The organism is Micromonospora sp. WMMD558, assembly GCF_049315255.1.
In the GTDB taxonomy this organism is placed as follows: domain Bacteria; phylum Actinomycetota; class Actinomycetes; order Mycobacteriales; family Micromonosporaceae; genus Micromonospora.
This window is the reverse complement of the sequence record NZ_CP186061.1, coordinates 5560171-5582973: the sequence shown is the minus strand read 5'-3', so window position 1 is coordinate 5582973 and position 22803 is coordinate 5560171. Positions and strand designations below refer to the sequence as shown.

The 22803-nt window shown below is 74.2% G+C and carries 22 protein-coding genes; 12 read left to right on the top strand and 10 right to left on the bottom strand.

Annotated elements, in window-relative coordinates; all coding sequences use genetic code 11:
- The first annotated feature begins 40 nt into the window (after nt 1-40).
- Nucleotides 41-817, top strand: coding sequence for an EcsC family protein (locus ACN26Y_RS26615; RefSeq protein WP_155332898.1), 777 nt, complete (start codon nt 41-43; stop codon nt 815-817).
- Between the two features lie 12 nt (nt 818-829).
- Here ACN26Y_RS26615 and ACN26Y_RS26610 read toward each other — a convergent pair whose 3' ends face one another.
- Together ACN26Y_RS26610 and ACN26Y_RS26605 are read right to left on the bottom strand one after the other, a co-directional pair.
- The gene (locus ACN26Y_RS26610) at nt 830-1678 is read right to left on the bottom strand and encodes a GDSL-type esterase/lipase family protein (protein WP_155332897.1); all 849 of its coding nucleotides are present in this window, start codon (nt 1676-1678) and stop codon (nt 830-832) included.
- 110 nt (nt 1679-1788) lie between these two features.
- Nucleotides 1789-2394, bottom strand: coding sequence for an antibiotic biosynthesis monooxygenase (locus ACN26Y_RS26605; RefSeq protein WP_155332896.1), 606 nt, complete (start codon nt 2392-2394; stop codon nt 1789-1791).
- 192 nt (nt 2395-2586) lie between these two features.
- Here ACN26Y_RS26605 and ACN26Y_RS26600 point away from each other — a divergent pair, with 192 nt between their 5' ends.
- From ACN26Y_RS26600 to ACN26Y_RS26590, 3 genes are all read left to right on the top strand, one after another.
- The gene (locus ACN26Y_RS26600) at nt 2587-2850 is read left to right on the top strand and encodes a DUF6343 family protein (protein WP_155332895.1); all 264 of its coding nucleotides are present in this window, start codon (nt 2587-2589) and stop codon (nt 2848-2850) included.
- 12 nt (nt 2851-2862) lie between these two features.
- Complete coding sequence (locus ACN26Y_RS26595) at nt 2863-4278, top strand: NADP-dependent succinic semialdehyde dehydrogenase (RefSeq protein WP_155332894.1); 1416 nt, start codon at nt 2863-2865, stop codon at nt 4276-4278.
- Nucleotides 4279-4366: 88 nt separating this feature from the next.
- Nucleotides 4367-5332, top strand: a complete 966-nt coding sequence (locus ACN26Y_RS26590; protein ID WP_155332893.1) for a TIGR03885 family FMN-dependent LLM class oxidoreductase — start codon at nt 4367-4369, stop codon at nt 5330-5332.
- Between the two features lie 35 nt (nt 5333-5367).
- On the opposite strand, the gene ACN26Y_RS26585 is transcribed toward ACN26Y_RS26590, so the two are convergent.
- Nucleotides 5368-5895 (bottom strand): GNAT family N-acetyltransferase, encoded by a 528-nt coding sequence (locus tag ACN26Y_RS26585; RefSeq protein WP_422733705.1) that lies wholly within the window; start codon nt 5893-5895, stop codon nt 5368-5370.
- A gap of 132 nt (nt 5896-6027) precedes the next feature.
- Here ACN26Y_RS26585 and ACN26Y_RS26580 point away from each other — a divergent pair, with 132 nt between their 5' ends.
- Nucleotides 6028-6774 carry a hypothetical protein gene (locus ACN26Y_RS26580; RefSeq protein WP_422733704.1) on the top strand — a complete coding sequence of 249 codons (747 nt, stop codon included), beginning with the start codon at nt 6028-6030 and terminating at the stop codon, nt 6772-6774.
- A 12-nt stretch (nt 6775-6786) separates the two neighbouring features.
- On the opposite strand, the gene ACN26Y_RS26575 is transcribed toward ACN26Y_RS26580, so the two are convergent.
- Entirely contained in the window at nt 6787-8019 is a 1233-nt protein-coding gene (locus ACN26Y_RS26575) for an MFS transporter (protein ID WP_155332890.1), read from the bottom strand.
- A 156-nt stretch (nt 8020-8175) separates the two neighbouring features.
- Here ACN26Y_RS26575 and ACN26Y_RS26570 point away from each other — a divergent pair, with 156 nt between their 5' ends.
- Nucleotides 8176-8613 (top strand): GNAT family N-acetyltransferase, encoded by a 438-nt coding sequence (locus tag ACN26Y_RS26570; RefSeq protein WP_155332889.1) that lies wholly within the window; start codon nt 8176-8178, stop codon nt 8611-8613.
- A gap of 164 nt (nt 8614-8777) precedes the next feature.
- Here the strand turns inward: ACN26Y_RS26570 and ACN26Y_RS26565 are convergent, their stop codons facing one another.
- Nucleotides 8778-11381, bottom strand: a complete 2604-nt coding sequence (locus tag ACN26Y_RS26565) for a glycoside hydrolase family 9 protein (RefSeq protein ID WP_422733703.1) — start codon at nt 11379-11381, stop codon at nt 8778-8780.
- A 211-nt stretch (nt 11382-11592) separates the two neighbouring features.
- Here ACN26Y_RS26565 and ACN26Y_RS26560 point away from each other — a divergent pair, with 211 nt between their 5' ends.
- On the top strand, nt 11593-12318 hold the full coding sequence (locus tag ACN26Y_RS26560; RefSeq protein WP_155332887.1) for a PP2C family protein-serine/threonine phosphatase: 726 nt from the start codon (nt 11593-11595) through the stop codon (nt 12316-12318).
- A 4-nt stretch (nt 12319-12322) separates the two neighbouring features.
- Here ACN26Y_RS26560 and hrpB read toward each other — a convergent pair whose 3' ends face one another.
- Genes hrpB through ACN26Y_RS26545 form a run of 3 tightly spaced genes read right to left on the bottom strand, consistent with a single transcriptional unit; the run spans nt 12323 to nt 15990 of the window.
- Nucleotides 12323-14857 carry an ATP-dependent helicase HrpB gene (gene hrpB, locus ACN26Y_RS26555; RefSeq protein ID WP_422733702.1) on the bottom strand — a complete coding sequence of 845 codons (2535 nt, stop codon included), beginning with the start codon at nt 14855-14857 and terminating at the stop codon, nt 12323-12325.
- 56 nt (nt 14858-14913) lie between these two features.
- Complete coding sequence (locus ACN26Y_RS26550; protein ID WP_155332885.1) at nt 14914-15108, bottom strand: DUF397 domain-containing protein; 195 nt, start codon at nt 15106-15108, stop codon at nt 14914-14916.
- Nucleotides 15109-15147: 39 nt separating this feature from the next.
- Nucleotides 15148-15990, bottom strand: a complete 843-nt coding sequence (locus tag ACN26Y_RS26545; protein ID WP_155332884.1) for a helix-turn-helix domain-containing protein — start codon at nt 15988-15990, stop codon at nt 15148-15150.
- A 141-nt stretch (nt 15991-16131) separates the two neighbouring features.
- On the opposite strand from ACN26Y_RS26545, the gene ACN26Y_RS26540 reads away from it, so the two are divergent.
- Genes ACN26Y_RS26540 through ACN26Y_RS26530 form a run of 3 tightly spaced genes read left to right on the top strand, consistent with a single transcriptional unit; the run spans nt 16132 to nt 18907 of the window.
- Nucleotides 16132-16761, top strand: coding sequence for a GOLPH3/VPS74 family protein (locus ACN26Y_RS26540; RefSeq protein WP_155332883.1), 630 nt, complete (start codon nt 16132-16134; stop codon nt 16759-16761).
- A 41-nt stretch (nt 16762-16802) separates the two neighbouring features.
- A complete protein-coding gene (locus ACN26Y_RS26535) occupies nt 16803-18320 on the top strand; it encodes an APC family permease (RefSeq protein WP_155332882.1) in 1518 nt (505 codons plus the stop codon).
- On the top strand, nt 18317-18907 hold the full coding sequence (locus ACN26Y_RS26530; RefSeq protein WP_155332881.1) for a GNAT family N-acetyltransferase: 591 nt from the start codon (nt 18317-18319) through the stop codon (nt 18905-18907). The genes ACN26Y_RS26535 and ACN26Y_RS26530 overlap by 4 nt, the downstream gene beginning before the upstream one ends.
- Before the next feature lie 122 nt (nt 18908-19029).
- Here ACN26Y_RS26530 and ACN26Y_RS26525 read toward each other — a convergent pair whose 3' ends face one another.
- Entirely contained in the window at nt 19030-19857 is an 828-nt protein-coding gene (locus ACN26Y_RS26525; protein WP_155332880.1) for a SigB/SigF/SigG family RNA polymerase sigma factor, read from the bottom strand.
- A 377-nt stretch (nt 19858-20234) separates the two neighbouring features.
- Here ACN26Y_RS26525 and ACN26Y_RS26520 point away from each other — a divergent pair, with 377 nt between their 5' ends.
- A complete protein-coding gene (locus tag ACN26Y_RS26520; RefSeq protein WP_155332879.1) occupies nt 20235-20987 on the top strand; it encodes a hypothetical protein in 753 nt (250 codons plus the stop codon).
- Here ACN26Y_RS26520 and ACN26Y_RS26515 read toward each other — a convergent pair.
- A complete protein-coding gene (locus tag ACN26Y_RS26515) occupies nt 20936-22525 on the bottom strand; it encodes a phospholipase D family protein (protein WP_155332878.1) in 1590 nt (529 codons plus the stop codon). The two genes, ACN26Y_RS26520 and ACN26Y_RS26515, sit on opposite strands and share 52 nt — an antisense overlap.
- Before the next feature lie 133 nt (nt 22526-22658).
- Here ACN26Y_RS26515 and ACN26Y_RS26510 point away from each other — a divergent pair, with 133 nt between their 5' ends.
- The gene (locus ACN26Y_RS26510) at nt 22659-22787 is read left to right on the top strand and encodes a hypothetical protein (RefSeq protein WP_255456070.1); all 129 of its coding nucleotides are present in this window, start codon (nt 22659-22661) and stop codon (nt 22785-22787) included.
- Nucleotides 22788-22803 lie beyond the last annotated feature (16 nt).

Here is a 22803-nt window from a genome sequence, read left to right as displayed (position 1 = left end):
CCCCGACGTCCCACCTCAGGCAACCCCTCGGGAGACCCTCGTGACCGATGCCGTGCCCACCGACGGCCAGCCCGTCGCCCTCCCGCCGCAGCCGCCCGCGGCCCCGACCCCGCCGCCCGTGGCGGCGTCGGTGCCGCCCGCCGTTCCGGAGGCTCCGCCCGCCGGGCTCTGGGACCGGATGCGGGCGGACCCGCAGTACGCCCCGGAGCACCTCGCCCTGGAGGCGGTACGCCGGCTCGGCCCGGAGGCGGCGCAGTGGGCGGAGCGGGCCCGGGCCGAGCAGCCCGGGGTGTCCGCCGAGGTGCTGGCCGAGCAGGCGGTCCGCAAGTTCGTCAACCACGCACGGCTCTCCGGCGCGGTCTCCGGTGCGGCCGGGCTGCCCGGTGCGGTGATCGACGTGGGCGTGCTGGCCTGGACGCAGGCCCGGATGGTGCTGCACGTCGCCGCCGCGTACGGCGTGGACGCCGCCCACCCCGACCGGGCCACCGACCTGCTGGTGCTGCAGAAGGTGCACAAGGTGGCCCAGAGTGCCCGCCTGGCGCTCGGCGTGGCCGCCGGCCGGGAACGCGCCGGGGCGCTGTTCGGGTCCGGCGGGCAGGCCCCGCTCGGCCGCGTGATGCTGCGGCTCGGCGTCCGGCTGGCCCAGATGGCCGGGGTGCGGGCGGCGAAGCGGATGTTCGCGAAGGTGGTGCCGGGCGCGGCCATCATCCTCGGCACCTGGGCCAACTCCTCCGCCACGAAGGACCTCGCGGCGCGGTCGCGCGCCCTGTACCGGCAGCACGGCGGCGGTGGGCTGCCGGAACAGCGTCAGGGGTGAGCCCGGCCGCCCTCAGGTCGCCCGCCCCCACGCCCGCCAGGTGACCTCGGCCAGCTTGTCCTGCCCGGCGGCGTTGGGGTGGAACCAGTCCAGCGGGTTCACCAGGTCGAGGTTGAACCGCACCCGGTGGGCGGCCCCGCCGTCGTACCGGCAGCGGGAGCCGTACGCCTTGCAGGCGGCGGCGAGCTGCGCGTTGTAGTCGGCGATCCGCTCCCGCACGGCGGCCCGCCGGGCGCGGTCCAGTGGGTCGGTCGAGGTGGGGTTCGCCAGCAGCGCGGGGCAGATCCCCCGGCGCCAGGCCCGTACGGCCCGCTCGTCGGTGTGCCCGACCTCCCACAGCCGGTACAGGTCGGGGAGGCTCACCACCAGCACCCGCGCCTTGGGCCGCTCGCTGCGCAGCACCCGCAGCCCTCGGTCGATGTCGGCGCGGAAGCGCTTCACCGGGGTCATCGCCTCCACACCGCCCCGGCAGACGTCGTTCGCGCCGATGAGCACGGTCACCCGGTCCGGCTTGTCCCGGGCCGCCCGTTCGGCCTGCCCGGCCAGCGCCTCGGCCCGCGCGCCCGGCCGCGCGTGGTTGTACGCCCGGCCGCGCAGCGCCGGCTCCTGGTCGAGCAGCCGGCGGTAGTGGCTGTCCACCCGCAGGCTGTCCCCGGTCGACCAGGAGTTGCGCTGGCACGAGGTGAGCACCAGGCAGGAGCCGAAACCGGTGGTGATCGAGTCGCCGAGGGCCGCGATCCCGCCCGCGCCGGGGGCCGCGGAGCCGCGGGTGGGGCGAGGTGCCGCCTCGCCTCCTTCCTCGCAGGCGAGTGCGGCCAGCGCGAGCAGGCAGGCGACGGCGGTGACCCAACGTCGAGGCATGACTTCCCCAGTCCGCCAAGCAGAGAGCGACAGCGCGGTAACTCTATGCGTGGCCCGCTGAGGTCATCCGATGGTGTCGGGTATGCGGCAGAGCGGTGCCGCCGTCCCGCTCAGCGTGGTATGCGCCGGGGTGCCCGCTGCCCGTGCAGCCACCAGCCGAGCGCCCGGGTGATCCGCGGCAGCACCAGGTACGTCATCAGCGGCGTCAACGTCAAGGTCATGATCAGTACGCGTACCGCCAGCGGGACACCCGGGATGAACGAGCTGGTCAGCAGCGTCGCGGTGAGGCTGAGCGGAAAGAACGCCAACCAGATCGTGACCGCCTGCTTCCAGCGCGGCGGCGACGGCGGGGGGACGGTCGGCTCCGCGCTCACCGGCTCGACGACGTGCTCCCGCGGCGGCTCGAACCAGCCCTCGATCCCCGTTCGCCGCTCGACCCGGGTGTGCTCGACGATGCCCTGCGCGGAAGCCAGCCACCAGTGCCGCTGCGGCGACTCCTCCCAGCGGCGCAGCGTCTCGTGGTCGGCGAACCGGTACAGCATGTGCCACTCGCCGGACCCGGGCGCGCTCCGGACCCATCCGGCGCCGAGGAAGCCGGGAAACGCCTCGGCGAGCGCGGTACCGGCGCGCATCCACGCCACCATCTCGTCGGTGCGGGCGGGGTCGGTGCGTCGCGCGATCGCGACGGTCACCGGCATCGCGTGGGTCATGGTCATGCCCTCCATGCTCCCTGCCGTCGCCCGGGCCGGCCCGGTCACGAGGGGGTGGTGTAACGCAACCCACGAGGCCGGTGACGGGGCCCACGGGACCGCCGGGCCCGGCACGGAATACCCGGCTGCGGGGACGCCATCCCCCGGAAACGCCGGGGCGCGCGGGTTAAGCGCGGTGTGGGCGGGTAGGTCGGGGTGATGACGAGATCGCAGCCCCGGCGCGCCCGTGGCACGGTCGGCCACGCCTACAGCGCGCTCAACCTCCGCCTCCTGCTCGCCGGCTTCGGCCTGGTCACCATGGCGATCTTCGCCGTGCTGGCGTTCTGGGCCGAGGTGGTGTGGCTGGGCGTCCTCTGCGCGATCTTCGCCGTGGTCGCCGTCGTCGACCTGGTGATCATCCAGCGCCGTCGGGCCGCGCGCCGCCGGGAGGAGCCGGGCGCGCGGCACTCGCTGTTCGAGTGACAGGAGTACGAGATGCCCATCGCCACCGTCAATCCCGCCACCGGACAGACGCTCAAGACGTACGACGCGATGTCGGCCGAGCAGGTCGACGCCGCGATCGGGCGGGCGGACCTCGCGTACCGGCAGTTGCGCGACACCACCGTCGAGCAGCGCGGCCGGTGGCTCACCGCCGCCGCCGACCTGCTGGAGGCCGAGCGGGACGAGACCGCGCGGCTGATGACCACGGAGATGGGCAAGACGTACGCCGCGGCGCAGGCCGAGGTGACCAAGTGCGCGACCGCCTGCCGCTTCTACGCCGCGAAGGCGGCCGAGTTCCTCGCCGACGAGCCCGCCGACGCGAAGGCCGTGCAGGCGGCGCGGGCGTTCGTCCGGTACCAGCCGATCGGGCCGGTCCTCGCGGTCATGCCGTGGAACTTCCCGCTGTGGCAGGTGATGCGCTTCGCCGCCCCGGCGTTGATGGCCGGCAACACCGGCCTGCTCAAGCACGCCTCCAACGTGCCGCAGACCGCCCTGCTGCTGGAGGACCTGTTCCGCCGTGCCGGCTTCCCCGAGGGGGCGTTCACGGCGCTGCTGGTCGGCTCCGAGGCCGTCGACACGATCCTCAGCGACCCCCGGGTGCGGGCCGCCACGCTCACCGGCAGCGAGCGCGCCGGCCGCTCGATCGCGCAGATCGCCGGCCGGGAGCTGAAGAAGACCGTACTGGAACTCGGCGGCAGCGACCCGTTCGTGGTGATGCCCTCGGCGGACCTGGACCGGGCCGCCGCGGTCGCCACCACCGCACGCTGCCAGAACAACGGCCAGTCCTGCATCGCCGCGAAGCGCTTCATCGTCCACACCGACGTGTTCGACGCCTTCGCCGAGCGGTTCGCGGCACGGATGTCCGCCCTGAAGGTCGGCGACCCGATGGACGACGCCACCGACGTCGGTCCGCTGGCCAGCGAGGGCGGCCGCGACGAGATCGACGCGCAGGTCCGCGACGCCGTCGACCGGGGCGCGACGGTCCTCTGCGGCGGCGAGAAGCCGGCGGGGGAGGGCTGGTACTACCCGCCGACCGTGGTCACCGACCTGACGCCGGAGATGCGCATGTGGACCGAGGAGGTCTTCGGGCCGGTCGCCGGCCTCTTCCGCGTGTCCTCGTACGAGGAGGCGATCGAGGTCGCCAACGGCACCTCCTTCGGCCTCGGCTCCAACGCCTGGACGCGGGACCCGGGCGAGCAGGAGCGGTTCGCGGTCGACCTGGACGCCGGCAACGTCTTCGTCAACGGCATGACCACCTCGTTCCCCGACCTGCCCTTCGGCGGCGTGAAGAACTCCGGCTACGGGCGGGAGTTGTCGGCGCTGGGCATGCGCGAGTTCTGCAACATCAAGACGGTGTGGGTGGGCGGCGAGGGCGGGAGCACCGCCTCGGCGGGCGCCCACGCCGAGTGACGCGTTAAGAAGGGCCCCTTGTACAACGCCAGGCGTTAACAAGGGGCCCTTGCTTACCGCCGCCCGGCCGTGGGTAGGGAACGACGACATGACGGTGTTCGGGTTCCACGCGTCCCACGAGCAGATCCACCCCCGCGCCCTCCTGGACGCGGTGGTCCACGCCGAGCGGGCCGGGTTCGGCGCGGCGATGTCCTCGGACCACTTCTCCCCGTGGAGCGCCCGCCAGGGCCACTCCGGGTTCGCCTGGTCCTGGCTCGGCGCCGCCCTCCAGGCCACCAACCTGTCCTTCGGCGTGGTCAACGCGCCCGGCCAGCGGTACCACCCGGCCATCATCGCCCAGGCCGTCGGCACCCTCGCCGCCATGTACCCGGGTCGGTTCTGGGCCGCCCTCGGCACCGGCGAGGCGAGCAACGAGCACATCACCGGCGACGGTTGGCCGCGCAAGGACGTCCGCGCCGCGCGGCTGCGCGAATGCGTCGACGTGATCCGCGCGCTGCTCGCCGGCGAGGAGGTCAGCCACGACGGCCTGGTCCGGGTGGACCGGGCGCGGTTGTGGACCCGGCCGGAGGAGCCCCCGGCGCTGGTCGGCGCGGCGGTCAGCGTCGAGACCGCGCGCTGGTGCGCGGAGTGGGCCGACGGGCTGATCACCGTCAACGCGCCGGCCGACCACCTGCGGCGCATGATCGACGCGTACCGGGACGCCGGCGGGCGCGGTCCCCTGCACCTCCAGGTGCACGTCAGCTGGGCGCCCGAGCAGGCCGAGGCCGAGGCGATCGCGTACGACCAGTGGCGCAGCAACGTGTTCGCCCCGCCGGTCTGCTGGGACCTGGAGATGGTGGACCACTTCGACGTGGTGTCCGCCGACGTGCCGATGGCCAAGGTGCACGAGGTCGTCAACGTCTCCGCCGACCTGGGCCGGCACGTCGGCTGGCTGGCGGAGTACGTCGATCTCGGCTTCGACCAGATCGCCCTGCACCACGTGGGACAGGAACAGCGGGCGTTCATCGACGCCTTCGGCGCGGAGGTGCTGCCGAAGCTGCGTACCGCCGGCTGAGCGGTGGTGCTTCGTCGACGAGGAGACCGGCCGACTCAGCCCAGCCGCCGCGCCAGGACCTGACCCGGCCAGGGCTCCCGGCCCGGCCGCTTGACGGTGAACGGCTCGGTGCGGGTGAAGCCCTGCCGCTCGTACCAGCGCACCAGCGCGCCGTCGCTACCGGCGTAGCAGTCGACCCGCAGCAGGTCGACGCCACGCTCGCGGGCCAGGTCCGCCGCGTGCGCGAGCAGCCGGCCACCGATCCCGTGCCCGGCGTGCGCGCGGTCGGTGACCAGCAGGTTCACGTACAGCTCCGGTTCCGTGGCGGGTGGCACGTAGTCGGTGGCCGAGCCGACGACCAGCGCGCCGACGGGGCGTTGGCCGAGCTGCGCCAGCCACAGCCCGTCGCCGTTCGCCCACGCGTCGGCCTGGGCCGTGCGGCGGGGGTCGGTCGACGCGGGTTCGCTGCCCCACTGGCCGGTGCCCCCCCGGGCGACCAGCCAGGCGGTCGCGTCGTCGAGCAACCGCAGCACGGCGTTGACGTCCGCCGGCCCGCCGGGCCGCAAGGAGAGATCATCGGTCACGGGTCCATCCTGCTGCACGCGTGTCCGTGCCGGAACCGGCCCCTGGAGGTGCCGGCGAACGTCCAGGATCTGGCGCGTCCGGCCGTTTGCGACGATCGGTGGGACAGCGACTTTTTCGGGTACGCGCCGCCAATGGCCGAACTGCTCGAGGACGGGGACATCTACTTCCTCTACCGCCCGCGCGTGCAGGAGGAGCACGTCGACTCCCTGGCCGAGGTGCATCGGCTGTTGGTGATCATGCATCCGTGGCAGGGGCGGCACCTGCGGCTGCTGGTGGTCGGGCGCAAGCGGCTGCCGGACATCGACGAGCACGACCGGTTCTGGGCGTTCGTCGACGAGGTGGTGGACCGGCCCGAGCAACTGCACGGGACCCTCCGGGCGCGGGAGTACCGGACGAGGACCCGCGGCGAACGGGAGCAGCCGCCGGCCCGGCCGGTGGCGGAGGGCGCGTACGTCATCGCCCGGCATGACGACCACACCCACCTCGCGTACCAGCTGGAGCTGCCGTTGCGTCCCGGCGCGGCACAGCACGAACTCAGCATCGAGCCGGAGGCGAGCTACATCGTCACGGTGAAGAACCCCGAGGCGCCCTCGCCGCCCGGGGTGGGCCTGCGCGGCGCCCGGAAGGCCACGCTGCCCGCCGCGCTGCGACGCCGGTTCCACGGCCGCCGGTTCGCCCCGGTCGACCCGCCCGGTTTCCTCGACCACCCGGGGACCGAGATCGTGCTGATCGGCGCCGCCCACGACGCCTCCGAGGAGCTGCGGATCGACCTGGACGCGGAGGTCGAGCGGGCGGAGCGGAGCACGATCTTCGGGGATCTGCGGATCGGGCGCCGGGAGCGCCCCGTCGCGCCGCTCTTCGTCGGCGAATGGGAGTGAGGGGGAACGCGGTCAGGGTGGTGCGGGGCCGGGCGTCGCGGGCGCGCGGCGATCGGCGAGGGCGCGCCGGGTCAGCGCCGGCACGGCGAGACCGGTGACCGCGAACAGCACACCCAGGCCCAACCAGCCGGCCGTGCCGCCGCCGAGCACCACGACCGTCAGCAGGGCCGGACCGATCGCGCGGGCCAGCCCGGAGAGCAGGCCGTCCACGCCCTGGTAGGCCCCGACCGCGTCCGGCGCCGCGAGGTCGTAGGCGAGCCCGGCACCGGCCGTGCCGTGCCACAGGTCCCCGATCGTGTACCCGACGGTGGTGGTCAGCAGCAGCCCCACCGCCAACGGCAGGGGCAGGCCGGCCGTGGCGGCGTACAGCGGCGTGGTCGCCGCCAGCACGAGCCCGGCGTGACGCATCCTGGTCGCCGCCGGACCGGCCTGGTTCACGCCCCGGCCGAGCCGTACCGCCAGCAGCACGGTGAGCACGGTGTTCACCAGCAGCACCGCCGACACCGTGACCGGCGGTGCGCCGGTACGCCCGACCACCCACAACGGCAGCACCAGAGTGAGCACCACCCAGTGCAGGGACAACACCGCCGACGCCCCGCTCACCGCGAGGAAGGGCAGGTCGCGCAGGGGCCGTCCCGGCCGTCGCGGCCCGGTCACCGGCCTCGGCGGGCCGGCGGGCAGCCGCATGAGCAGCGCCGCGGAGAGCAGGTACGTGGCGGCGTTGCCGACCACCAGCAGGTCGTACCCCTCGCGGGTGTCCGCGGCGAGCGCGAGCCCGGCCAGCGCGGTGCCGACGGCGATCCCCACGTTGGCGACCGCGCGCAGGGTGGCGAAGGCGTGCACCCGCCCGTCCGGCCCGGCCACGGCGGCGATCAGGGCGGCGCGGACGGCGAGGTTGCCGGAGACCAGGAGCGCGTCCAGCACGGCCACCACGAGGAAGACCGCGACGGAGTCGACCAGCAGGTACGCCCCGGCGACCCCGGCCTGCAGCACCTGGAGCGCGGCGCGCAGCGTCCGCGGGTCACGCCGGTCGGCGAGGCCACCGAGCGGAACGCTGGCGGCGAGCCCGACCAGTCCGGCGACGGTGAGCCCGACGCCGACGGTCGACGGGCTTATCCCGACCACTCGGGTCAGGTACAGCGCCGAGCCGGTCACCCAGAGGCCGGTGCCGACCGTGTTGGCGAGCGTGGCCGCCGACAGCGTGCGCAGCGCGCCGGGCGGTGGCACCGGAAGGAGTGTCGACATGAGACCTGCCACCGGCGGCCGCGCTCGGGTCCGGCGGGTGCGGCGCCGGCGGGACGCTGCCGTCGCCCCACCGTCGATCGCCATGGACCGACCGTAGGTCCTGTCTGTCCCGGTAGGGTGCCCGGCGGACGCGACACCGGTCACAGCGGAGGAACGATGACGCCCGAGGTTCGTACGGCGCGACCCGACGACGCGCCGGCGGTCACCGCCCTCATCGGCGAACTCGGCTACCCGGCGGAGACCGGCGAGGTCCACCGCCGGCTCGCCACCCTGCCGCCCGGGCATGTCGTGCTCGTGTCGGTCGAGGGGGAGCAGGTGACCGGCTGGCTGCACGCCCGGCACGGCACGAGCCTGGTGCACGGTGACCGGCTCGAGATCGTCGGCCTGGTCGTCGCCGCTGACCGGCGGGGGGCCGGTGAGGGCGGCTCGCTGCTGGTCGCCGCCGAGGAGTGGGCGCGCGACCGGGGGCTCACGGCCGCGCAGGTGCTCTCCGGCAGCGAACGGAACGCGGCACACGCCTTCTACCGGGGGCGCGGGTTCCGCGCGGTCAAGACCGAGCAGGTCTTCGTGAAGTCGCTCGTCGGGGAGCGATGAGCTCGTGGGTGGTCGCGGCCGGGTGACGACGACTCCGGGGCGCACGGAGCAGGCGGCACGTTCACGGAAAGTGCTGCCTCCCAGGCCGAGGAGACAGCACTTTCCGTGACGTTGCGCGGATCTTGCGGGTGCTGGCCGCCCGGGCCCGCACCCCGCCGCCGGGGTCAGGACGTGCAGGGTCTGCCGTTCAGGGTGAACAGGCCCGGCGTCGGGTTGGCGCCGCTGCCGGTGCTGCCGTTGAAGCCGAAGGTCACCGAGCCGCCCGGCTTGATCCGCGCGTTCCACGACTGGTCCGTCGCCGTGACCGTCGCCCCGGACTGGGTGACCTTCGCCGACCACGCATGGCCGACCTTCTGGTCGACGGTGAAGGCGAACCGGAGGCGCCAGCCGTCGACCGCCGCCGTGCCGGTGTTGCGGACGGTCACCTGGGTGGTGAACCCGCCCGGCCAGCTGCCGTGCGTGGTGTACGTGACCGCGCAGCTCGCCGGCGGCACCGCACCGGCGTCGCCCTGGTCGGCCAGGAACGACGCGATCCAGGTCAGCGCCGAGTTCCAGTTGATCGCGACCTCGTTCGTGGCGTACGAGTTGATGTCGTCGACGTAGCAGAACATCGGCTTGCAGCCGGCGAGCAGCTGCGCGGCGAACGGGTCCTGCAGGGCGGCGTTCGGCCCGCCGGCGAGGGAGCCGACGGGCGGCTTCGGCAGGTCCGGGTCGAGTTGGTGGGCGAAGATCCGGCTGTGCTGGTTCTCCGCCGCGTGCTCGCCCCACCCGGTCACGTACGAGATGTTGAGGGCGTTGCGGCCGAGGATGTAGTCCATCGCCTGCACCGCGCCGTCGCGGTAGGTGGTGTCGCCGGTCAGGTCGAACGCGGTCGCCAGCACGACGGCGTTGTTGACGACGTTGCTGTTGCCGCCCCAGAAGTAGCTGCCGGCGTCCCCGGGCAGCGGCAGCCCGTACGCCTGCCGGCCGATCTCGGCGAGGTGGGCGTCGGCGGCGGCGGTGACCGAGGCGCGGATCCGGGACCGTTCGGCTGCCGGCAGCCCGCTCGGCACGGTGGCCAGGTCGAGCCGGCCGAGTGCGGCCACCCCCTGCCAGCCGAAGCCACGGGCGTCGAACACGTCCCCGGTGTGGTGCGGGGACGCGGTCACGTCGGCCAGGTACGCCGCCGCGCCGGTGGTCAGGTACAGCTCGGCCGCGGCCCAGTAGAACTCGTCGGTGACGTCGGTGTCGTCGTACGCCCCGCCGCCGGTGCTGTCGGTCGGGCTCGCGTACCGGTCGGGGTTGGCCTCGGCGGCGGCGTAGGCCGTCTTCGCGGCCGTAAGGCAGCGGCCCGCGAAGGCCGCGTCGTACGGGGCGAAGAGGCGCGCGCACTGCGCGGCGACGGCGGCCAGGTTGAGGGTGGCCGCGGTCGACGGCGGGTGCAGCTCGCGCGGCTGCGGGTCGTCCTGGGGTTGCAGCGGCAACCCGGTCCACTGCCGGTCGTGGATCTTGTGGTGGGCCATCCCGGCGAGCGGCTTCCCGGCCGGGACCTGCATGCGCAGCAGGAACTCCAGCTCCCAGCGGGCCTCGTCGAGGATGTCGGGCACCCCGTTGCCGCGCTCCGGCACCCGCAGGGTGTTGTCGCCGAGCGCCGCGCCGCCGTCCGCGGTGGCCGCCGTCTTGGTCCGCTCGAACGTGCTCAGCAGCTGGTACGTGGCGATACCGCCGTTGACCACGTACTTGCCGTGGTCGCCGGCGTCGTACCAGCCGCCGCGCACGTCGAGGGTGTAGTCGCAGACGCCCGGCTGGCAGGGCACCTCGGTGTCGCCCTGGTTCGGGGCGACGCCGACGTGCCCGGCGGGGCGGGCGTACTCCTCGCCGAGCAGGTCGCCGTCGATGGTGATGCCGCTGCGCTGGGCGTAGAAGAACTGGACGGCGTCGGAGCGGAGCCGGTCGTACAGGGCGCCCGAGACGTCGAACGGGTGGCTGGTCTCCCCGTCGGCGGTCAGCGTCAGGCCGGCGGTCGGCGCCCGGTACGCGGAGAAGTCGATCGTGTGCACGTTCTGCCCGGAGGCGGCGTCGACCCCGCGTGGGGTGGTGTCGCCGCTGGCCACCACGTCGCCGGAGGCGGCGCGGAGCTGCCACGGCAGCGTTTCGGTGGCGTCGGTGACGAGCGTGGCGTGCTTCGGCCCGCCGGGCAGGTAGCCGACCTGGTTGACGCGGACGCGGGGTCCGGTGTCCGGCACGTACGGCTCGGGCGGGTTCCCGCCGCGCAGCGAGACGTTGTCGAGGCAGACGGTCTGCTCGGCGGCGCTGCCGCCGACCTGGAAGATCAGCTGGGCGGCGGGGTTCTCGTCCGACACGGTGAACGTCTTCTCCACCCGGGCGGGGGTGCCGGTCGCGGTGGCGTCCACGCTGGCGTACGTGGTGTAGGGGGCGCTGCCCAGCTGCAGGACGGCCTTGACCGCCGTGCCGGGCGTGGCGGAGACGTCGAACCCGAGCGTGTACTCGGCGCCGGCGACCAGCGGCACGCCGTCCTGGCCGATGCCGGCGTCCCACGGGTTGGCCAGACCGCCGGGGACGGTGGTGCAGAGCCGGCCGTCGGTGACGCCGAGCGTGCCGGTGCCGTACGAGAACCAGGGTGACACGCCGGCGCTGAAGTCGCCGTTGTCGAGCTGTTCGGGGGCGTCGGGTGGTGGTTCGGCCTGGGCGGGACCGGCGGCGGCGCCGGTCAGCGCCACGGTGGCCGCCGCGGCGAGCAGGGCGAGGCGGCGTCGGGATGGCGTCACGGGACTTCCCTCCGGGACAGGACGGTGCGGGCGGCGGTGGAGCTGGGAGCGCTCCCAGGTCGTGGCCGATGTTTCCAGCGCCCGGCACCCCTTGTCAATCGATCCGGCTTGATGAGCCGAACGGGCCGGCGGACGTGAGATTCGACGCGCCACGCCGGTGGTCCCGATCTCCTAGAGACAACGGCACCCTCGGCCTGGCAGGCTGCCTCCCATGACCCTGAAGCTGCGTTCGTTCGGCACGAGCGACCGTGGGCTGATCCGCAGCGGGAACCAGGACGCCCTCTACGCCGGCACCTGGCTCGTCGCCGTCGCCGACGGGATGGGCGGCATGGCGGCCGGCGACCTGGCCAGCGCCATCGCGATCAACTCGGTCGGTCCGCTGGACGCGGAGACTCCGGAGGACGCGCTGGTCGCCGCGTTGCAGAGCGGCATCCAGCTGACCACCGCCCGGATCCGGCAGGCCGTCAGCGAGGACCCGGAGCGGCAGGGCATGGGGACCACGCTGACCGCGCTCCTGTTCGCCCGGACGGGCAGCTGCCTGGCGCTCGCCCACGTCGGCGACTCGCGGGCCTACCTCTTCCGGGAGGGCGTGCTCAAGCAGATCACCCGGGACGACACGTTCGTGCAGATGCTCGTCGACCAGGGCGTGATCACCCCGGACCAGGCGAGCAGCCACCCCCGGCGGGCGGTCGTCACGCAGGCGTTACAGGGCGACGAGGTCTCCCCGACGTACGCCACGATGGTGCCCTGGGCCGGGGACCGTTGGCTGCTCTGCAGCGACGGCCTGTCCAACGTGGTCCGGCCCGACACCCTCGCCGAGGTGCTCGGCGGGTACCCGGACCGGGCCGAGTGCGGCCGCAAGCTGATCGACCTGGCGCTGCACGCCGGCGGCCCGGACAACGTCACCGTCATCGTCGCCGACGTGGTGGAGGAGTGACCCGTCAGCGTCGCCGCGGGGTGGTGTGCCGGGTCGGTTCGGCCGCCGTCGGGTCCTCCGGCCACGGGTGGCGCGGGTAGCGCCCGCGCAGCTCCGCCCGCACCTGCGGATAGCCGGACCGCCAGAAGGACGCCAGGTCGCCGGTGACCGCGACCGGCCGCCCGGCCGGGGAGAGCAGGTGCAGCAGCACCGGTACGCGCCCACCGGCGACCCGGGGCGCCTCCCGCCAGCCGAACGTCTCCTGGAGCTTCACCGCCAGCACCGGAGCCGCCGGGTCGGTGTAGTCGACCCGCACCCGCGAGCCGCTCGGCACGGCGATCCGCTCGGGTGCCAGCTCGTCGAGGCGGCCGGCGAGCGGCCAGGGAAGCAGCCGGCGCAGCGCGGCGGTGACGTCGACCCGGGCCAGGTCGGCCCGGCGGCGGGCGCTGGTCAGCTCCGGCCCGAGCCAGACCGGCGCGGCGCCGAGCAGCGCGTCGTCGTCCACGGCGGGCCACTCGTCCCCGAGCGCGGCGCGGCAGAAGGCCAGCCGCTCGCGCAGGGCCCGTGCCGCCGACGTCCAGGTCAGCAGGTCCAGGCCGGTGCGGCGCAGCCCGTCCAGCAGGGCGGTGGCCACCTCCTGCGGGTCGGGGCGGGCCAGCGGGCGCTCGACCAGGTCGAGCGCACCCAGCCGGACCACCTCGCGGGCCACCACGTCCGTCCCCGACCAGGCCACCTCGCGCGCCGTCGCCAGCAGCGGCCCGCCCGCCTCCCGGGCGGTGGCCTCGTCCACCGGGGCGGCCAGCCGGATCCGCGCGGCCGGCGCGCCGGGGGAGCGGTCGGCCACTGCGACCGCCAGCCACGCCGACCCCGCCAGCGCCGACCCGGGCGCCAGCTCCGCCGCGGTCCCGCCGGTCATCAGGTACGCCGAGCCGCCCGGCCGTCGCGCCCGGGCCAGCCGCTCCGGGTGGGCGAGACCGACCACCAGACCGGCCGCCAGATCGTCGGGCAGGTGGTCGCCCCGACGGGCCGCCGCCCCGCCCGCCGTCGGCCGGGCGGCTGCCGGCAGGGCGGCGCGCAGGCGGCGTACCTCCGCTCGCCAGCGGGCCGTGGCGGCGGCGTCGGCGCCCGTGCGGAGCCGGCGCCACGCGGCGGTCAGATCGTCGCCGGGACCGGCCACGGTCTCCTCGGCGAGCAGCGCGACGATCTCGGCGGCCCGGTCCGCGCCCACCCGGACCGCCCCGTCGAGCAGCGCCCGGGCCAGCCGGGGGTGGGCGCCGGTCGTGGCGATCGTCCGGCCCCGGTCGGTGATCCGGCCGTCCCGGTCGAGCGCGCCGAGCGTGGTGAGGGTGTCCCGCGCCACGGTGAGGGCGGCGGGCGGCGGGGCATCGGGCAGCGCCAGCCCGCGGCCGTCGGGCGCGCCCCAGGCGGCGAGGTCGAGCGCGAACCCGGTCAGGTCGGCCGTCGCGATCTCCGGCTCGGGCTGCGCGGCCAGCCGTTCGTGCGTCGCCGCCGACCAGCAGCGGTAGACGTGACCGGGCGCCTCCCGGCCGGCCCGCCCGGCGCGCTGCGTGGCGGTTGCCCGCGACACCGGCACGGTCACCAGCGCGCCCAGTCCCCGGGCCAGGTCCGTCCGGGCCACCCGGGCCAGCCCGGCGTCGACCACCACCCGTACGCCCGGGACGGTCAGGCTGCTCTCGGCCACCGCGGTCGCCAGCACCACCCGCCGCCGCGGCGACGGACGCAGGGCGGCGTCCTGGTCGGCCGCCCGCTGCCGGCCGTGCAGCGAACGCACCTCCACGTCGGTACGCAGGTCGGCGAGGCGGCCCGCCACGGCGGCGACCTCGCCCACACCGGGCAGGAACACCAGCACGTCACCGTCGTGCTCGCGCAGCGCGCGCCGGACCGTGGCGGCGACGTGGTCGAGCAGCGCCGGGTCGACCCGGCCGGCACCGGGCGGGGCGACCGGTCGGGGCGGCGGGGCCCAGATCCGGGTCACCGGATGCAGGGCCGAGGAGGCCCGCACCACGGGCGCGGGCGCGTCGCCGCCGAGCAGCGCGGCCACCCGGTCCGTGTCGGGGGTCGCCGACATGCCGAGCAACCACAGGTCGGGGCGGAGCGCGGCGCGGGCCTCCACCGCGAAGGCGAGCGCCAGGTCGGCGTCGAGGTGGCGTTCGTGGATCTCGTCGAGCAGGACGGCGTCGGTGCCGGCCAGCTCCGGGTCGCGGTGCAGCCGGCGGACCAGCAGCCCGGTGGTGACCACCTCGACCCGGGTACCCGGGCCGGCCCGCCGTTCCCCGCGCACGGCGTACCCGATGCGCTCGCCCACCTGCTCGCCGAGCAGCGCGGCCATCCGGTGCGCGGCCGCGCGGGCGGCGACCCGGCGCGGCTGGGCCACCAGCACCCGGCCGGACACCTCGTCGGCCACGGCGAGCGGCACCAGGGTCGTCTTGCCGGTGCCGGGCGGCGCCACCAGCACACCGGTGCCGGTGCTACGCAGTGCCCCGACGAGCGCCGGCAGCGCCGGGCGAACCGGCAGGTCGAGCGGGACGTCGGAGAGCACGGGACAGTCTCGCACCCGGACGCCGGCGGGCGTCGACACCGGCCCCCGAAGGTGTGTCAGCCGGCGCGTACCCGGTCGACCCCGGAGACGAAGGCCCGCCAGGCCGCTGGCGGGAACGCCAGCACCGGCCCCGGCCGGTCCTTGCTGTCCCGGACCGCGATCCGACCGTCCACCGTGGCCACCTCGACGCAGTTGCCGTTACCCACACTGCGGCTGCTGATGCGCCACTTCGCCCCGTCGAGCGCGGTCATCGCGTACCTCTCGTCCGTGTCGGCGTGCCACCTCGGCGGTCACGCAAAGTTACGAGAAGCCTCCGTCAGACGTGCCTGGGACGCCTCCGGACGAAGCGCCAACCGGCGCAGCTCCTCGTGCACCAGGCTATACCCGGCGACGTGCCCGGCCTCCTCCAGAGCCAGGCCCGTCGTGAGATTCTCCAGGTAGACCACGGCGGCGTCGGCCGCGTCGGCGAACGTCAGGACGACGTACGGCGCGCTCATCGCGGGGTGCCCGCCAGCGGAGAACGGTAGTACCTGGACGGTGACGTTCGGTAGTTGAGCCACCTTCGCGATGTGCGCCAACTGGTCGGCCATCACGGCGCGGCCGCCGACCGGGCGGCACAGCACCGCCTCGTTGAGCACCACCGACAGCTCCACGGGGTCGTCCCGGCGCAGCACCTCCTGGCGGCGCAGGCGCGCGGCGACCTTCCGTTCGAGGCCCTCCTCGCCGGCGGTGCGCCGGAAGACCTCCCGCGCGTACGCCTCGGTCTGGAGCAGGCCCGGCACCGCCTCGGCCTCGTACGTGCGCAGCGTCGCCGCCTCCGCCTCCAGTCCGACGTAGAACTCGAACCACTCCGGCAGCACGTCGCTGTAGTTCTGCCACCAGCCCCGCTGCTGGGCGCCGCGGGCGATGTCGATCAGCGCCTCGGCGTCCGCGCCGGTCACCTGGTACAGGGCCAGGGCGGCGCGCACGTCGCGCGGCTTGATGCCGATCTGGGCGTTCTCGATGCGGGACAGGTTGCTCTTGGACATGTCCAGCTGCCGGGCGGCGACATCCAGGGTCATGCCGGCCCGTTCGCGGAGCTGGCGGAGTTCCCGGGCGATGCGGCGGCGGCGGACGGTCGGGCTCGCGGTCACCCTCCGAGTCTGGCACGACAAGATCCGCAGGTCGCGCGGACACGGAGTGCAACCGACGAAAGCGGGAGTTGCATTGCGCATCGGCCGGGTGCATCCTTGCCCGGTTGCGATCACTGTGGACGATGGTACGGGAGGGACCGGTTGCTCATCGCCGACGAGTTCTTCCTGATCGCCCACAACGACATCCGGGGCAAGGCGAAGCTGCATCCGACCGCCACCGGCCTCGGGCTCGCCGGCGGTCTGCTCGGGGAGCTCGTCCTTCACGGACACGTCACCGTCTCCGCCGGCCTCCTCTCGATCGTCAACCGGCGTCCGCCGGCGGACGCCCTCGCCCACACCGTCCTCGACCAGCTCGTCGGGGAGTCCCAGCACCAGTCCGTCCGCACCTGGCTCACCTTCCTCGCCCAGAGCGCCACGACCTCGGTGGGCGAGCGGCTGGCGCGGGCGGGTGTGCTGCGCCGCCAGGAGAGCCGGCGGTTGCTGCGCACCAGCGTCTCGTACGTCCCGCTCGACCCCAACACGGCGGCCTGGCCCGCCACCCGGCTACGGGTGCTGCTGGAGCGGTCGGAGCCCGCGCCGACCCTCGCCGACGCGCTGCTGCTCGGCCTCGTCACCGCCGCGGGCCTGAGTCGCGAGGTGCTGTGGTCCGCCGGCCCCCGGGCCCACCACCGGCTCTCCGCGCTCGTGGCCGCCCTGCCACCACCGCTGAAGGAGTTGGTCGCGCACACCGAGGCCGCGGTCGGCGCCGCGGTGCTGCGCGGCGTCCCCTGACCCGGCACACCCCTCATCCCCCCTCGAACCGGGAGCCGCGCATGTCCTCCACAGCAACGACCGAACGACCGAGCAACGTCTCCGAGGCGCTGGCCCGCGGCCGGCTCGGCGTACCGTCGGTGATCTTCTTCGTCCTGTCCGCCGCCGCGCCGCTGACGGTCGTGGCCGGGGTGGTGACCACCGGATACGGCGTCATCGGCGTCCTCGGCATCCCGGTGGCCTTCCTCGCGGTGGCCGCGGTGCTCGCCCTCTTCTCGGTCGGGTACGTGGCGATGGCCCGCCGGCTCGCCAACGCCGGTGCGTTCTACGCGTACGTGTCCCGGGGGCTGGGCCGGCCGGCCGGCGTCGGCGCCGCCTGGGTGGCGCTGATCGCGTACAACGCCCTCCAGGTCGGCCTGTACGGCGCCATCGGCGCGGCCGCGGAGCCGGTGCTGGACCGGCTCTTCGGCGTCACCGCGGCGTGGTGGCTGGTGGCGCTGGTCGCCTGGGCGATCGTCGCGGTCCTGGGCCTGCTGCGGGTCGACATCAACGGCCTGGTCCTCGCCGCCCTGCTGGTCGCCGAGATCGCGGTGATCCTCGTGTTCGACCTGGGCCAGCTCGGCAACCCCGCCGACGGTCAGGTCAGCTTCGCCGCGCTCGCCCCGGACAACCTCCTCGTCCCCGGCGTGGGCGCGGTGCTGGTGCTGGCGATCCTCGGCTTCGTCGGCTTCGAGTCCGCCGTGGTGTTCAGCGAGGAGAGCAAGGATCCACGCCGGACGGTGCCGATGGCCACGTACCTGTCCATCGCGATCATCGCGGTCGTCTACGCGCTCTCGTCGTGGAGCATGACGGTCGCGGTCGGGCCGGACCGCATCGCCGAGCAGGCCGGCGAGCAGAGCGTCGCGCTGATCTTCAACCTGGCCGGGGAGCACCTCGGCGACACCGTCGCCACCATCGGCCAGGTGCTGTTCCTGACCTCGGTGCTGGCCGCGATGATCTCGTTCCACAACACGACGGCCCGCTACACCTTCGCCCTCGGCCGGGAGCGGGTGCTGCCGGCGGTCTTCGGGCGGACCTCGCCGCGGACCGGGGCGCCCCGGGCGGCGTCCCTCGCGCAGAGCGCCCTCGGCATCGTCGTCATCCTGCTGTACGCGGTCAACGGGTGGGATCCCGTCGTGCAGCTCTTCTACTGGGGCGGCACCAGCGGCGGCTTCGGTGTCCTGCTGCTGATCGCCACCACCTCGGTCGCGGTGATCGCCTACTTCGCCCGCGGCGGAGGGGACGAGACGCTGTGGCGGCGGGCGGTCGCGCCGGGGCTCGCCGCGCTGGCGCTGGCCGGCGTCGTCACCCTCGCGGTGGTCAACTTCGCCGACCTGCTCGGTGTCGCCCCGGACCACGCGCTGCGCTGGGGGGTCCCGATCGCGTACGTGGTCGCCGCGCTGGTCGGCGTGGTGTGGGCGCTGGTGCTGCGGGCGAGCCGGCCCGACACGTACGCCCGGATCGGCCTCGGCGCGGAGAGCGCGGCGACGATCCTGCCCGAGCGCCCGGAGACGCCCGAGCGGGCGGAGGTCGCGCGTTGAGCGCCCTCGCGGTCGAACGCCTGGGCCCGGCGGAGACCCGGCTGGTCGCCGAGCGGATCGCGGAGGCGTTCCTGGTGCTCGACGCGCCCCGCTGGCTGGTGCCGGACGAGAGCAAGCGGGAGCCGGTTCTCGCCGGGCAGTTCGAGATCCTGGTCGACCACGCGATGCGGCACGGCCTGGTGTTCGGCACCGCCGACCGGGCCGGCGTCGCGGTCTGGTTCCCGTCGGTGGGGGAGCCGGCGCCACCGCCGGAGGACTACGACGCCCGGCTGGCCACGGCGTGCGGCGAGTGGACCGAGCGCTTCGCCCACCTGGACGAGCTGTTCGCCGCGAACCACCCTCACCCGGACCACCACCACCTGGCGTTCCTGGCCGTACGGCCGGACCGTCAGGGCCAGGGGGTGGGCAGCGCCCTGCTGCGGCACCACCACGCCTGGCTGGACGCCAACGGGATCCCGGGTTACCTGGAGGCGGCGAGCGAGATCGGCGTCGAGCTGTACACGAAGCACGGCTACCGGGTGCGTGAGCCGTTCCGGCTGCCCGACGGCACCCCGTTCTGGCCGATGTGGCGCGAACCGCTGAGGTGAAAGGAAGGGCCCCTTCTTAACGCCTGGCGTTGTAGAAGGGGCCCTTGTTAACGCCCGCTGCGGCGGGCCCTAACGCGACGGTGGCCGGGCCCGCCGACCCGGCCACCGTCCTCGCCGCCGGCTCAGTACGTGCCGTCCAGCTGCCCACGCAGCTTGGTCAGCGCCCGGGCCAGCAGCCGGGACACGTGCATCTGGGAGACGCCGATCTGCTCGGCGATCTGCGACTGGGTCAGGTTGCCGTAGAAGCGCAGGGTGAGGATCTTCTGCTCGCGCTCGTCGAGGGTGGCCAGCGCCGGGCCGAGCGCGACCCGCAGCTCCGCCAGCTCGAACTCGCCGTCCTCGCCGCCGAGCAGGTCGCCCAGCTCGGTGGCCCGGTCGCCGTCGCCGGTCGGCGTGGACAGCGACACCGCGTTGTAGGCGCGGGCGCCCTCCAGGCCCTCCAGGACCTCTTCCTCGGTGATGTTGAGGTGGGCGGCGATGTCGGCGACGGTCGGCGAGCGGCCAAGGCTCTGGAGCAGCGAGCTGTTGGCGTCGGAGATGGCCAGCCGCAGCTCCTGGAGGCGGCGGGGGACCCGGATGTCCCACGTGCGGTCACGGAAGTGCCGCTTGAGCTCACCGATGATGGTGGGGATCGCGTATCCCGCGAAGTCGACCCCGCGCGACGGGTCGAACTTGTCGATCGCCTTGATGAGCCCGACCGCGGCGGTCTGGGCCAGGTCGTCGGTGGGCTCGCCGCGACCGCTGTAGCGGTGCGCGAGGTGGTTGGCGAGCGGCAGCCAGGCCTCGATCGCCTTGTCGCGCAGGGCGGCGCGGGACGGGTGGTCGGCCGGCAGCGCGGCCATCGCGTTGAGCAGGTCGGCGGCGCTGTCGGTGAGCGCGCGCGGGTCGAGCTTCTCGGTGGAGCTCGGTACGGCCTTCGTCGCGTGTTCGCTGATCGTTGGCGCGGTCATGGGTGGTCCTCCCTGCACCTCGTCCGCGGATAAAGACGTGACGCTTAGGTTTAGCTTCAGATGTCCGTTCGGAAGTCACCTTAGCCTGATCGTCTCCCCGAAATCTAGCCGAACGGCTGATGTACTTAAGTTACTTTCAATCACGAAACGCGATTAAGCGGACAGAACCCCATCGGATTGTGAGCCTGATCATCCGCTTCTTCGTCCGACCGGCCGCTGACCGGACATCCGGGCCGGGGCGACCGGTCGGTCCGCCGCCGCCGCCGAGTGGTCGGCCCAGCTCAGCAGAGAGGCTCCTGCTGTCGACTTTCCGTCGTTGTCCCATGTACGGGACCAGTCGTAGCGTCACCAGTGACAACAGTGGCACCGGAGGCAACGTGCTCGACCCGTCCGCTCCCCAGCTCGTGGTGAACAGCCGCACGCTCTACTTCAGCTGGCTCCCGGCGGACCCCGACGCGGTTGCCGCGATGGTGCCCGCCGGCCTGCGACCCCGCCCGGACCGGCAGGTCTTCATGAACCAGTACGTCGTCGACGACGCCAGCCAGACGTCCGGCTTCGGGGCCTACACGCTGACGTACGTCGGGGTCTCGCTCCTCGGGGTGGACGCGCCCGGCGGGGAGAGCCCCGGCGGCTGGTGGACGCACTACGTCACCTCCAGCGAGCCGGTCCGCGAGTACGCCGCCGCCCGCGGCGCCCCGGCCGTCCTCGGACGGACCACCATCGGCAGCGAGAACGGCCTCCTCGTGGCCGAGACGATGATCGGCGGCGTCCCGGTGATCCGGGCGCGTTGCCAGGTCGGCGAGGCCGGGCAGATGGTGAGCAGCGGCCACCACCGCTACTTCACCGCCCACCGAGGGCGGCTGCTCAACGCCGTCTACCCGTACGTCGCCGAGCCGGTCACCCCGTTCGTCGTGGAGTCCGTGGAGTTCCTGCACCCGGCGCACCCGATCTACGCGCTGCGCCCGGAGAACCCGCTCACCATCGGGTTCGGCTTCTACGCCCCCCGCGCGTCGTTCGCGTACCCGGGCGGGCTGACCGAGTACGTCGGCGAGCCCGAGCCGGTCGGGGTGGGCGCGGGTCACCAGGTGCCGGCCCGCCGGGCCGCCAGTGGCCTGCCGTCGGGGTCGTAGACCAGCCGGTACACCGGCAACGCCCAGGCCCGGACGTACCAGGGCAGCCGCTCCGGCCGGTGGGGCCGCAGCCGCCCCGGCGGGCGCGGGCCGACCCGGCCGCCGTCGTACCACCGTTGCAGCGCGTCGGCGGCGGCCGTGACAGCAGCGACCGCGTCGGCCGGGTCGAGCAGGTCGGCGTCCTCGCCACCGTCGGGGTCCCGGTCGAGGTGCTCGCGCAGGAGCCGCAACCGGAGGTTCCGGGCGAACAGCCGCGCCCCGTCGCCGGTGCCGGCGGGGTCCACCGGGTCGCGGTGGTCGCGGGTGTCGTCGACCACCGCGCAGGACAGTTCGCTGTCGTGCGTCCAGGAACGGCGGTTGAAGTTGTCGCTGCCGACGCTGGCCCACACGTCGTCGACGACGCAGACCTTGGCGTGGACGTACACCGGCGTCCCGGCGTGGTTCTCCAGGTCGAAGACGTGCACCCGGTCCGGCGCGGCCTTCTCGCACAGCGACAGGGCCTGCTCCCGGCCGACGGTGTTCGGCGGCAGCGCCAGCCGGCCGTCGACATCGGGGTACCGGGGGACGACGGCGATCAGGTGCAGGTCCGGCTGCTCCCGCAGCGCCCGCGCGAAGAGCTCCGCCACCTCGGTCGACCACAGGTACTGGTCCTCCAGGTAGATGAGGCGGCGGGCCCGGCGGACGGCCTTGGTGTAACCCCGGGCCACCGTGCGCTCGCCGTCCGGCGCGAACGAATAGCGCGGGCGCACCGCCGGGTAGGTGCGCAACACCTGGACGTGGTGGGGACCGCACGGCGGCGGGTCCGGGGGCTGGTCCGGTAGCGGGTCGGGGCGCAGGTCCGCGCCGCGCAGCCGGTCCCGCAGGTACGCGAGCGGGTTCTCCGAGTCCAGCGGCATCGGGTCGGTCCACCGTTCCCGGAAGGTGGTGTCGAGGGCGCCGACCGCCGGGCCACGGACGGCCAGTTGCACGTCGTGCCACGGCGGGCGGTCGCCGTACCGGGCGGACATCCGGACCGCCTGCGGGTCGCCGTGGTGGTCGGTGTCGTCGCGCCGGCTGTGGCACAGGTCGATGCCCCCGGCGAAGGCGATGTCGCGTTCGGGAGAGCGAAGGTGCCGCAGCACCACCAGCTTCTGGTGGTGCGAGCCGCCGCGGCGGACCCGCTGGTCGAGCAGCACCTCGCCGCCGGCGGCGCTGACCGTCTCGCTGAGGTTCCGGTTCTCCTCCTCGCTGTACGCCAGCGCGTCGAGGTGCGAGCGCCAGATCAGCCCCTTGACGATCACCCCGCGCTGGGCGGCCCGCGCGAAGAGTTGGGCCACGGTCGGGCCGCCCGGCCGCATGCGCTGGTCGGGGTCGCCCCGCCAGTCGGTGAAGAAGAGGTGGTCGCCGGCCTCCAGGGTCTCCACCTCGTTCACCAGCCGGTCGAAGTAGGCGGCACCGTGAATTAACGGCTCGGCGAGGTTTCCGCTGGTCCAGACGGGTAACTCTGACCTCGGGTTGGCGCGTTCGCCTGCGGAGAGGAACCACTCCTGGGGTACCACGTTTCCCACCCTCCCCAGTCGGACGACGTCGGTGGAAACCCCCGCCGAGGGTCCCCGGCCCGCCGGCACGACCGGAAGGCCGTCCCACGGCATACCCAACCGATCTTGACGCGAAAACCGAGGAGGCCACACCATGCCCGGCGAGACGACGAACTCTGTGACCGAGTACCGCGAGCAGGCGGTCGAGGGCGAGCGGGGGGCGCTGGTGGCCGTGTTGGTGATGGTGATCCTCGGCGTGGCGGGCATATTCGCCGTGTCCTGACGGGCGGACGTCGGCG